Below are 11898 nucleotides of genomic sequence, written 5' to 3'. Positions count from 1 at the left end.
CGCAGGGCACGAACTGTAGCGGCTGGCGCGCGAAATGGAAACGTTGGTGGCGGGTATTGACGTCTTTTGGCGACACAGCGCCGCCTCGCCCCCTACCGCCCCCGCCACTGCGCGGGCGTCTTGCCCGTCCAGCGTTTGAAGGCGCGCCAGAAGGTGCTGGGTTCGGCGAAGCCGAGGCTGTGGCCGATGTCGGCCAGTGCGCGCTGGGTGTGGGCCACGGCGTGCAGGGCGGCGTCGCGGCGGGCTTGGTCCAGCAGGGTGGAAAAGTCCAGCCCTTGCGCCTGCATGCGCCGCGCCAGGGTGCGCGGGCCCAGGCCCAGCATCTGGGCGGCGCGTTCGCGGCTGGGCACCGGGCTGGCCTGGCCGCTGGGGCTTTGCAGTTGCGCGTCGAGCCAGCGGCGCAGCTCTTGCGCCAGGGTGTCGCTCTCGGGTGGCGTCAGCGCCGCCAGCCTGGCGGCGGCGTATTCGTGGTGCAGGTGGGCCAGTTGGGCGTCGGCCTGGGGCAGCGGGGTGTCCAGCACGGCGTTGTCCAGCAGCACGCCGCTGAAGGCCTGGTCGAACGCCACCGGGCACTGAAACACCTCGCGGTAGCCGCCCAGCGGGCCCAGCGCCGCCTGGCTGAACTGCACCTTCAGTGGCCGCACGGCGCGGCCGGTGACCCAGCGCGAAAACGCCACCACGGCGGCCAGCACCGCCTCGATCTGGTGCGGGCTGAAGGCCAGCTCGCCCTGGCGCGGGTGGTACACCACCCAGCTGGCCTGCGGGCCCGCGATCACCTGGAACCGCCCGCCGTCGCTGATGAGGCGCTGGTATTTCTGCACCACCGCGATCGACTCGCGCAGCGTGGGCGACGACTGCAGCAGGTAGCTGACCACGTTGAAGCTGGCCGGCCCCACCACCGCGCCGGCCTTGAGACCGAAGCCCGGGTCTTGCGTGCACCGCACCGCCGCGCGCCACAGGCGGGTGATGTGGTCGATGGGCCAGCGCTCGGCCTGCAGCTCGGCCGTGGCGATGCCGGCGGCGGCCAGCACCGCCTCGCGCGACACGCCCTGGCGCTGCGCCGCGTCCAGCACCGTGTTCACCCAGCTCATGGAGACTGTGGCCTGTAAAGTCAATCTGCTTGTCCTGCAAAGTCAATCGCTGGCGATGATAGACGGCTAACGTGTGCTCCAGCAACCGGGCACCCCAAAGGTGCCGGCACAACGGCGCAAGGAGACAAGACATGGCAGAGCATTGGTTTTCCGATGTGGTGGTGGCCGGGGGCGGGCTGGCCGGCATCGTCACGGCGCTGGAGGCGCTGCGCGCGGGCCAGAGCGTGACGCTGGTGGACCGCGACACGCCCGAGCGCTTCGGCGGACTGGCCCTGTGGGCCTTTGGTGGCATGGCACTGGTGGGCACGCCGCTGCAGGCGCGCATGAAGATTCCCGACACGCCTGAGCGGGCGCTGCGCGACTGGCTGCGCTTTGGCGAGCTGGACCCCGACGACGAACACCCCCTGCAGTGGGCACGCCACTACGTGGAGCACTCGCGCCCGCTGGTGCACGACTGGCTGCTGGGCGAAGGCGTGAAGTTCATGCCCGCGGTGAACTGGGTGGAACGCGGCCTGCACGGCGACGGCAACAGCCTGCCGCGCTACCACATCGTCTGGGGCACCGCGCGCGAACTCACCCGCCGCCTGGTGGACGCCCTGCGCCAGGCCGGCCAGGGCGGGCGCCTGACCGTGCTGCACGGCCACCGCGTCACCGCGCTGGAGCGGCAGGCCGGCCAGGTGGCCGGGGCGGTGGCGGTGGACGAAGCCAGCGGGGCCGAGCTGCACCTGCGGGCGCCGGTGGTGGTGCTGGCCATGGGCGGCCTCAACGGCGGCCACGCGCAGACCCGCGCCAACTGGCCGAAAGACCGCCCCATGCCCGCGGCCATGCTCAACGGCGCCCACCCGTTCGCCGACGGCCAGTTGCACCACTGGGTGGCCGACCACCTGGGCGGGCACATCGCCCACGCCGGCGAGATGTGGAACTACGCCGCCGGCTTCCCCCACCCCTTCCCGCATTTCGAGGGGCATGGCCTGTCCGGCATCCCCTGCAAATCGGCCCTGTGGCTCAACCACCGGGGCGAGCGCATCGGCCCCGAGCCGCTGGTGACCGGCTTCGACACCCACTGGCTGTGCCAGCGCGTGGCCGCGCAGGAAAAGCCCTGGACCTGGCACCTGCTGAACTGGCGCATCGCGGCCAAGGAGTTCGCCATCTCGGGCGCCGAACACAACCAGCGCATCCGCGACCAGCAGTTCCTGCCGTTCCTGAAAGAAACGCTGCTCGGCAACCACCGCCTGGTGCGCCAGATGCAGCGCGAGAGCCGCCACTTTCTGGTGGACGACACGCTCGGCGGGCTGGCCGCGAAGATGAACGCGCTGACCTGCTCGCACGACGTCGACCCCGCCACGCTGCAGGCCACCGCCGACAGCTTCGACGCCAACTTCGCCCACGGCAACCGCCTGCACAACGACGACCAGATCCGCCGCATCCAGCACGCCCGCCAGTGGGGGCCCGACAAGCTGCGCACCTGCAAGCCCGCCCCGTTGCAGCAGCGCGGGGCCGGGCCGTACATCGCCATTCAGATGCAGCTCATCACCCGCAAGAGCCTGGGCGGCCTGCGCACCGACCTGCAAAGCCGCGTGCTCGACGCGGCTGGCCAGCCCATTGCCGGCCTGTACTGCGTGGGCGAGGCGGCCGGCTTTGGCGGCGGCGGGGCCAACGGCAAGCGCTCGCTGGAAGGCACGTTTCTGCCCGGCTGCATCCTCACCGCGCGGGCCGCGGCGCGCTCCATCGCCAACGGGCGCGCGCTCGGCTGAGGCCTTGCGCCGCTCCTCCCTTTTCGCTTCCACCCCGCCCAGGAGACCCCCATGCCCAACGGCGCACAAGCCCTCATGAAAACGCTGGTGGACGCCGGCATCGACGTCTGCTTCACCAACCCCGGCACCAGCGAAATGCACTTCGTGGCCGCGCTCGACCACGAGCCGCGCATGCGCGCCGTGCTGGCCCTGTTTGAAGGCGTGGCCACCGGCGCGGCCGACGGCTACGCCCGCATGACCGGCAAACCCGCCGCCACCCTGCTGCACCTGGGCTGCGGCCTGGGCAACGGCCTGGCCAACCTGCACAACGCCCGCAAAGGCAAGGTGCCGGTGCTCAACATCGTGGGCGACCACGCCACCCACCACACCCGCTACGACGCCCAGCTGCAGTCCGACATCGAAACCGTGGCCCGCAACGTCTCGCCCGGCTTCGTGCGCACCTCGCAAACCACCGCCGCCTTGTGCCGCGATGCGGCCGACGCCATCACCGCCGCGCGCGGCCTGCCCGGGCAGGTGGCCACGCTCATCTTGCCGGCCGACGTGTCCTGGGGCGAAGGCGGCGAGCCCTGCCCGCCGCCCCCGCTGCCCCAGCCCGAAGCCGCCAGCGACGCCACCGTAGCCACCATCGCCCAGGCCATTGCGGACGCCGCACGCTCGGGCCGCAAGACCGCCTTTCTGCTCGGCGGGCAGGCGCTGCGCGAGCCCGGCCTGCTGGCCGCCGCGCGCGTGGCCGCCCACAGCGGCGTGAAGCTGCTGGCCGAGGTGTTCCCCACCCGGCTGGAGCGCGGCGCCGGCCTGCCGCCGGTGGAGCGCATCGCCTACCTGGCCGAAATGGCCGGCGTGCAGCTGGCCGACCTTGAACACCTGGTCTTGGTGGACGCCAAAGCCCCCGTGTCCTTTTTTGCCTACCCCGGCAAACAAAGCTATCTGGTGCCCGACAGCTGCACCGTGCACACCCTGGCCAGCCCCGAGCAAGACGCCGTGGCCAGCCTGCACAAACTCGCCGCCGCCCTGGGCGCGACCCAGGCCCACCCCGCGCTGCAAACCGCGCAGCGCCCCGGCCGCCCGCGCGGCAAGCTCAACGCCGCCAAGGTCTGCAAAGCCGTGGGCCACCTGCTGCCCGAACACGCCATCGTCATCGACGAAGCCATCACCTCGGGCCTCATGCTCTCGGCGCTCACCGCCGGCGCACCGCGCCACGACCTCATCACCCTCACCGGCGGCGCCATCGGCCAGGGCCTGCCCAACGCCGTGGGCGCCGCCATCGCCTGCCCCACCCGGCCCGTGATCGCCCTCATTGGCGACGGCACCGCCATGTACACCCTGCAAGCGCTCTGGACCATGGCGCGCGAACAGCTCAACGTCACCTCCATCATCTTCAACAACGCCTCGTACTCGGTGCTCAACGTGGAGCTGGAGCGCGTGGGCGCCAGCGAAGCCGGGCCCAAGGCCAAGTCGCAGTTGGACCTGCACGGCCCGGTGCTCAACTTCGCCCAGCTCGGCCAGGGCATGGGCGTGCACGCCGTGCGCGCCACCACCACCGAAGACTTCTTGAAAGCACTGGAATACGCGCTCGCCCACCCCGGGCCGCACCTGATTGAAGCGGTGGTGCCCGAATCGCTCAGCGGCGCCAAACGCAGGCTGCTGCCCTGGCTGCTGCGCTCCCTGCCCAGCCTGCCCCAGCCGCTGGCGCAGGCGCTCAAACGCAAGATCGCGCCGTAAAGGCCCAAGCCAACGCGAAGAAGAAAGAAGGCACCCACAAGGCACAAACGCCAGCGCGGCGTGTGCCAAATCACGCACACCCGGGCCCATACCCCTTGCCGTACGGGTAACAAGACGTACAGAATGGCTCCCAGAAAAACCACATCAGGGAGCCCTGTGGACATCCGCATCGACCGCGAACTCACCCACCCACAGGTGATCGCCCTGCTGCAAGAGCACATGGCCGGCATGCACGCCGAGTCACCCCCCGAGAGCGTGCACGCGCTCGACGTGAGCGCCCTGCGCGACCCCGCCATCACCTTCTGGACCGCCTGGAAAGCGGCCAACCCCGCCAGCGGCGGCGCTGAAGAAGAACAACTGCTGGCCTGCGGCGCGCTCAAAGAGCTGGACGCCACCCACGGCGAAATCAAGTCCATGCGCACCAGCGCCCGCCACCTGCGCCAGGGCGCAGCCCGCGCCATCCTCACCGAAATCCTCGCCACCGCACGGCAGCGCGGCTACGCCCGCGTGAGCCTGGAAACCGGCAGCACGCCGGGGTTTGAGGCGGCGGTTGCGATGTACCGGCAATTCGGGTTTGTGGAATGTGGGCCGTTTGCGGATTATCGGGAGGATCCGTTTAGTCGGTTTATGACTTGGACCGTAGACCGGGCTTAAAAGAGCACCTACTAGCGCGATCAAAGCACCTAAGAAACTTCTAGCCATCCTTAATTCCAAAATAGATAGCTTCAATTAAATATATCTTGAGGTCATTGAATTATTATGCGCAAAATCAAAATAAACACTGACACACCTTCACAGAGCCACACTGCGCTTGTATTCTTTGCATTGACACTTGATGAGCAACTATATGATTTAACAGACGATAGCTTCAAGGCTCCGGCATTGAATTCTTTCACAAGAACTCTGGAGCTTCAAAATGTAGCCCAAGCCAACCATTCAGCTGGAATATCAAAGGATGCATTAAAACCATTTATCGAAGAGTTGTCTGCAAGCATCGGGCAAGACGCAGCACTTACAAACCGTCAAAAGAAACTGGGAAAATTTCACATTGACAGCATAAATGAAAGTCTAACAGAGGCTGATCGAATCGCGCGAGGCGCTTCTGGCCTAAGAATTGCAATGGGGGACTACTTTTCATCCATCATTAATTCGATTATCGACACAATTCTCAACAGACCAAATGAAAAGAAGAAGCTCCTGAATCTCGCATCCTCATTTATTGTACAAGCAGAAACATTAGGATTTCCAAGACGGCATACGTTTCACGTTACGCAAAACACACTCATAAATGGTCTAAAAAAAGGTGGGCAGATTGAGCCCGCCGAACTTCTAAACGAATTCTTCGCCCACTTCATAGGCATCGAAACCGACTATGAATGCCTTTTTATCGGCTCAAATAGTTTTCAAAAATACCCAAAATTACTGGAAAAATTCAATATTCAAATATCAAACAAAAAACCAAAATGGAATGAAATTACATCAGATCAACATAGTTTTCTTGACTCGATCGAACCCAATCAATTCTACGTAACAATTGAAGTCAAAAAGAGGCGAAGTCCAGCACAAGCGCAGAAAACCTCCGCAACCATAATTGAAGAATTTGTTGGATTGGTTAGATTCTACGAGCACAAGGACGATTTTTCGTCGTCTAAGCTTGCACTAGTAAAAGACAAGAAAACAAACAAAATATACCGTCTTCACGAAGCTCCGGACCCAATGCATTGCTGGGTTAGCCATACCAGTGCAACCGAAAATGAAATGCTTGAAATGGGGGCAGTCACTCATGGCGACCATCTAACAACTGAGTCAGCCAGCAGAATCCGGAGAACTCTGCGCTTACATAGATCAGCCCTTCTTTCCAACTCAGCAGAAAATCAATTGATCGATCTCTGGGCCGGCCTCGAAGGATTAGTATCGCGTCCTGGAAAAGAAAATCAAAGACTAGAGTATTTCTCAGACTGTTTGCTTCCCGCGCTAACCCTCACCTATCCACAAAAGATATTTGTTTCTGCATATTGTGACGTAAGTAAAATTTCACCCGAAACCAAAGACCTAATAAGTTCAATACCAGGAGAAGCATCTATTTTTTCGAAGTTTGTTCAACTTGTATTGTGCCCTGAGCACAAGGCTGTACAGGATAGCGTTTCCGCGCTATTGGTGATGCACCCACTTTTATTAAACAGGGTTTGGCGATTATCAGAACTTTTCAAAAGTCGCGCCGAAACACAACAAACACTAAGACATCATCGCCAAAAGGTGAGATGGCATCTATCCAGAATTTATCACACTCGAAATTCAATTATGCATACAGCAAGCGCACTTCCTTATTTGCCGACGCTAGTTGAAAATCTACACGTTTATCTCGACACACTAATAAAATCGATTCAGAAGGTCGCCTCCATATCCACCGAACGACAAAATATCGATGGCATTCTTCAATACCTTACGACTTGGGAGAAGTATCGCCTACATGCACTTACATCCGACGCTACACGTAACGACACACCCTTGACCACTGCAGAGGTTTGGGATGTGGTCTTTGGTTCAGATATGGCACTGGCGCCATCAATTAAATACGAGCCACTCATCACCTAATACTCCTGGCTACACAAATAAACAGACCAACTCGGACAACGGCGCCACAATAAGGTCTTGCCTTTTCCCCGCACATGTACTTCGCATGCATCGGGGTCAGAGCATGCATCGGGGTCAGGTCTTGCGTTTTGCCCACGAGTCATATCCATAAAATAGGTGGAAAAATTCCATCACCCCATCTTTCGACCCGTCCCAATGTCAAAGCCAAACCGCCTGCTCATATTGATGGTCGCCACATGGGCAACAATGGGCCTCATCGACGCGCACTTGACCTTGGCCCCACAGTCGATCAGTCCTTTCGCCCTGCCCTATGGTTTTGCCATAGCTGCTCTCATCTATCGTTGGTGCCACGCCCACGCCGCTGCACAAGGCATAGAGCCGCCCTACGGTTCGTCGGTGATTGCAGCGTTCTGGGCGCCAATTGGCATACCGCTATATTTCTTGCGCACCCTTTCCCTGCTTGCTGCAGGCATTGCAATGCTCAAAGCAGTCGCTTTCTCGGTTGTGCTGCTCTGCGTCTATGTCTTGTCTTTGCATGTCGCCACACTCGCAAGGGTCTGACACCCATATGCGAAAGCCATCACATGTCGATAGCACATTAAGCACCAAGTCATGCACAGCAAATGCCGCCTAGGGGTTGTCTCGCTCGTTTTGGGAGCACTTTCTCTTACAGGAGCGGCGGTACTATTTCAAATAGACAGATTCATCGACTTTGATCCAAATGCCCCAGCGATCATTCTCGGTCTGCTGGATCGCATGGGTCTTGTCAATGCGCCGGATATGCAAGCGGCGGTTGTACTGAGTCCCGCCTACGTGACGTCCATCAACGATTCGAACGCCATTGAATTTCTACGTCTGCACGTGTGGTGGCTCGGCTCTTGGGCGATCGGCGTCGCGTTGTGGGCTGAGTCGCGGAAAGAAGAAACGTTGTACTTGTCGATTGGCTTTCTCTTGGGCTGCCTGGGAGTGTCGTTGCTCAATCAAACGGTGGGCGTTATCTACCTGATCTTTGGCGGCGTGATGGTGTCGCTGATTCGTCGGCGTGTGATACCCAGCCACTCCACCAAGCGGGCATCTTCTGGAAAGCCGTGAGACGGTGCTCATGTCGTACATTGAGTCGAAAGAATGCCAAGCCTCAAGAGGACAAGGCGGAGTGTGGGGAATGGGGTCATGTGGGAATGGGGTCAGATCCTGTTTTTGCCCAGCGTCATATCCTTCAAGCAAAAGGCCAGCTCCGCCCCGATCACCTCTTTCCACCTTAAACAATCACCATCAATGACCATCAGCGTGCGTCGAACCAGGCCTGAAGATGCGGCAGCCGCGTGCCGGGTTGTTCGCGACTCCATCGAGCAGTGCTGTGCAGAAGACCACGAAGGCGACCCGATGCGCCTGGACGCTTGGCTCAGCAACAAGACGCCCGACAACTTCCTCGCATGGATTCAACGTGACGACCTCTGCTGCGTTGTGGCGGAGGGCGAAGCCGGTGTGGTCGGCTTTGCTATGGCGTCGGCTGTGGGGGAGCTGTTGCTGTGCTACGCCGCGCCGTCGGTTCGCTTTCAAGGTGTCGGCAAGGCGTTGCTGCAAGCGATGGAGCGCTGGGCCGTGGCCGCCGGGTTGACCGGGTTGCGGCTGGAGAGCACGAAAACGGCACTGCCGTTCTACGAACGCCATGGTTTCAAAGCCAGCGGGCCGGCCACCACCTTCGCCGGCATGGAAGGCCAACCGATGAGCAAGCGGTTGTCAGGCGGCGCAGGCGCTGGAAGGCGGCTGAAGCTGCTGTTCGTGTGCAGCCGCAACCAGTGGCGCAGCCCGACGGCCGAGCAGATCTGGCGCAAGCGCCCCGGGGTTCAGGCGCGCTCGGGGGGCACGAGCCCCAACGCCCGCCACACGGTGTCTGTCGACGACGTGCTCTGGGCCGACGTCATCTTCGTGATGGAGCAGAAACACAAGTCCCGGCTGGCCGCCGAGTTCACCGGGCTGCTGGCCGGCAAGCCCTTGCACGTGCTCGACATTCCGGACGAGTACAAGTACATGGACCCGGAGTTGGTCGAGATGCTGGAGCAGTCCGTCGCGAGCATTCTCGACCTCCCCTGAGCGGATGAAGGGGCAACGGGGGCAATTGGGTCAGGCTTTGGCGGTTCTTGAGGGCAGGTCACGGGCTATCTGGAGAGAGTTTTCTGCAACTGCTCTCGGAGGCTTCAAGCCGTACGGTCTAATTTCAACGCCAAGCATCAGCAGAACACCAATGCACGACACGCAGCTTCTTGAAGACCTCCGCGCTCGCTTCAACCGCGGTGAGCGGCTGAAGTACGTCTTCTTCTGGGGCCACCAGCACAGCAAGGGCGGGGTCACGGCCTCGTGCTTCAGCCAGTGGTACGGCGCTCCATTCGTCGTGGATGGCCAGCGCTACCCCACCGCGGAGCACTTCATGATGGCCGAGAAGGCGACCCTGTTTGGGGATCAAGAAACGAGGGCACAGGTGCTTCAAGCGCCGAATCCGGGCGCAGCCAAGGCACTGGGTCGTCAGGTCCGTGGCTTCGATGAGGCTGTCTGGTTGAACAGCAGGTTCTCCATCGTTGTTCGCGCCAATGTGGCCAAGTTCGCGCAAAACCCGGAGCTGGGTGAGTTTCTCCAGAAAACCGGGGGCCGCATACTCGTCGAGGCCAGTCCAGTGGACAGCGTTTGGGGGATTGGCCTCGCTCAGGACGACGAGAAGGTGAACAACCCGAACCTATGGCCTGGGCTGAATCTCTTGGGCTTTGCGCTGATGCGGGTTCGGGGCGGTGCTTAGGGTCTGGCGGCCCAGAATCAGCTCTTGCCTTTTGCCCCAAAACCGACCTGCTGCTGGACAACTGGGTCGGCTCCCTGAACTGAATGCGAGCTGCGTCGCCACACGCAGCTGTTGTTACCCGTCGGGGTTGCTGACTGGTGCCCGCCTCACTTGGCCAGCGCCTGCGCCAGCCCGGCCAGGCGCAGGAACTCGCCGCGGTAGCCGAACCGGTCATTGCCCAGACTGCCCGCCGCCAGTGCCCGTGCGTCCGCATAGGTCCAGTCGCCCGTGTAGCGGCCGCCGCGCAGCACCTGCCCGAAGCCGGCCACCGCCGTCGCGAAGCGGAACTCCGCATCCGCCTGGTCCAGCGGCCGCATCGCCTCGCGCCGGATCGGCGTCTCGGTCAGTTCGCTGCTGCTCTGGCCCGGCTGCTTGTAGCGCAAGCGCAGATGGGCCAGTTCTTGCGCCAGCTCGCCCGAACGCGCATCACCCGCCGTGACCGCCGCCCCGTAACGCAGCGGGTCGATGGCGCCGCGCGCGCCGGTGAGCGTCAGCTCGTACAGCGCCGTCACCGTGTGGCCGGCGCCGATGTCGCCCGCGTCCACCTTGTCGTTGTGGAAGTCCTCGCGCCGCAGCTGCCGGTTCTCGTAACCGATCTGGCGGTACTCCTGCACCAGCGCCGGGTTGAACTCGATCTGCACCTTCACGTCCTTGGCGATGGTCGCCAGCGTCGAGCTCATCTCGCTGACCAGCACCTTGTGGCCTTCCATCAGGTTGTCCACGTACGAGTAGGCGCCGTCGCCCACGTCGGCGATCTGCTCCATCAGGGCCTCGTTGTAGTTGCCCGTGCCAAAGCCCAGGGTCGAGAGCGAAATGCCGGAACGGCGCTTCTGCTCGACCATTTTCTTGAGCTGCTCGGTGTCGGTCATGCCGATGTTGAAGTCGCCGTCGGTAGCCAGCAGGATGCGGTTGATGCCGTCCGGGATGAAGCCCGTCTGCGCGGTGCTGTAGGCCAGTGCGATGCCCGACGCGCCGGCCGTGCCGCCGCCCGCGCGCAGCGCGTCAATGGCGGCCTTGATGGCCGCCTTGTCGGCGCCCGAGGTCGGCGGCAGCACCACCCGCGTGCCCCCGGCGTAGGTCACCAGCGAAATGCGGTCCACCGGCCGCATCTGATCCACCAGCAGCTTCAGCGACGACCGCAGCAACGGCAACTTGTCCGCGCTCTCCATTGAGCCCGACACATCCACCAGGAACACCAGGTTGGCCGGCGGCAGGCTCTGCTTCGCCACGTCCTGCCCCTTGATCGCCACCCGCAGCAGCACCCGCTGCGCATTCCATGGCGCGGGCGCCAGTGCGGTGTGCACCGCAAACGGCCGGCCGTCGCGCGGCAGCGCGTAGTCGTAGGGGAAGTAGTTGATCAGCTCCTCCACCCGCACCGCATCGGCCGGAGGCAGCGCGCCGCCGTTGAGCAGGCGCCGCACATTGCTGTAGCTGCCCGTGTCCACATCGACGCTGAATGTGGACACCGGCGCCTCTGCCACGCGGTGGATCGGGTTGTCGCTGATCTGGCCGTAGCGCTCGTTCGACGGCTGGTCGGGTACGGGCATGGGGACCGGCATGTGCATCGGCATCACCCGCATGCGCGCCACCTTGCCCACCGCCTGTGGGGACCCAGCGGCGGCCGGCGCTGATGCGGGCATGGTCAGCGCCGGGGGGGCGGGCGCGGCGTCGGCCCGCTCCGCCAGCGGCTCGGCCGGTGCAGTTGCAGGCACGGGGGCGCCGCTGGAACAGGCGGCCAGCTGGGCCGCGATCAGAACAACCAGCAGCAAATGGGGACCGGTAGGGGACATGGTGGGGGGCTCCTGTGAATGAATGAAAGGGATGCCCCGACTGAAACGACGCAGCAGCCCGAACGGGGTTAAAGCGCGCCCGCCTCATTCGTAACAAACCGTAATACTGCCGCCCA

10 protein-coding genes are annotated in these 11898 nt (G+C 62.8%); 8 read left to right on the top strand and 2 right to left on the bottom strand.

What is annotated here, in order from left to right; genetic code table 11:
* Nucleotides 1–92: 92 nt before the first annotated feature.
* Nucleotides 93–1091: an AraC family transcriptional regulator gene (locus tag KIH07_RS09320; RefSeq protein WP_226491704.1), complete on the bottom strand. Its 999-nt coding sequence runs from the start codon at nt 1089–1091 to the stop codon at nt 93–95.
* Between the two features lie 131 nt (nt 1092–1222).
* On the opposite strand from KIH07_RS09320, the gene KIH07_RS09315 reads away from it, so the two are divergent.
* From KIH07_RS09315 to KIH07_RS09280, 8 genes are all read left to right on the top strand, one after another.
* Nucleotides 1223–2845: an FAD-dependent oxidoreductase gene (locus tag KIH07_RS09315; protein WP_226491703.1), complete on the top strand. Its 1623-nt coding sequence runs from the start codon at nt 1223–1225 to the stop codon at nt 2843–2845.
* A gap of 51 nt (nt 2846–2896) precedes the next feature.
* The gene (locus KIH07_RS09310) at nt 2897–4567 is read left to right on the top strand and encodes an acetolactate synthase large subunit (protein WP_226491702.1); all 1671 of its coding nucleotides are present in this window, start codon (nt 2897–2899) and stop codon (nt 4565–4567) included.
* 123 nt (nt 4568–4690) lie between these two features.
* A complete protein-coding gene (locus KIH07_RS09305; RefSeq protein WP_226491701.1) occupies nt 4691–5221 on the top strand; it encodes a GNAT family N-acetyltransferase in 531 nt (176 codons plus the stop codon).
* Between the two features lie 105 nt (nt 5222–5326).
* Complete coding sequence (locus KIH07_RS09300; RefSeq protein ID WP_226491700.1) at nt 5327–7162, top strand: hypothetical protein; 1836 nt, start codon at nt 5327–5329, stop codon at nt 7160–7162.
* Nucleotides 7163–7357: 195 nt separating this feature from the next.
* The gene (locus KIH07_RS09295; protein ID WP_226491699.1) at nt 7358–7723 is read left to right on the top strand and encodes a hypothetical protein; all 366 of its coding nucleotides are present in this window, start codon (nt 7358–7360) and stop codon (nt 7721–7723) included.
* A gap of 51 nt (nt 7724–7774) precedes the next feature.
* On the top strand, nt 7775–8254 hold the full coding sequence (locus KIH07_RS09290; protein ID WP_226491698.1) for a hypothetical protein: 480 nt from the start codon (nt 7775–7777) through the stop codon (nt 8252–8254).
* Nucleotides 8255–8437: 183 nt separating this feature from the next.
* Nucleotides 8438–9256 carry a GNAT family N-acetyltransferase gene (locus KIH07_RS09285; RefSeq protein ID WP_226491697.1) on the top strand — a complete coding sequence of 273 codons (819 nt, stop codon included), beginning with the start codon at nt 8438–8440 and terminating at the stop codon, nt 9254–9256.
* A gap of 151 nt (nt 9257–9407) precedes the next feature.
* On the top strand, nt 9408–9953 hold the full coding sequence (locus tag KIH07_RS09280) for an NADAR family protein (protein ID WP_226491696.1): 546 nt from the start codon (nt 9408–9410) through the stop codon (nt 9951–9953).
* Between the two features lie 146 nt (nt 9954–10099).
* Here the strand turns inward: KIH07_RS09280 and KIH07_RS09275 are convergent, their stop codons facing one another.
* Nucleotides 10100–11782 (bottom strand): vWA domain-containing protein, encoded by a 1683-nt coding sequence (locus KIH07_RS09275; protein ID WP_226491695.1) that lies wholly within the window; start codon nt 11780–11782, stop codon nt 10100–10102.
* Between the last annotated feature and the right edge of the window lie 116 nt (nt 11783–11898).

It is taken from the genome of Hydrogenophaga taeniospiralis (genome assembly GCF_020510445.1).
Lineage (GTDB): Bacteria > Pseudomonadota > Gammaproteobacteria > Burkholderiales > Burkholderiaceae_C > Hydrogenophaga.
This window is presented reverse-complemented; position numbering and strand designations above follow the sequence as displayed.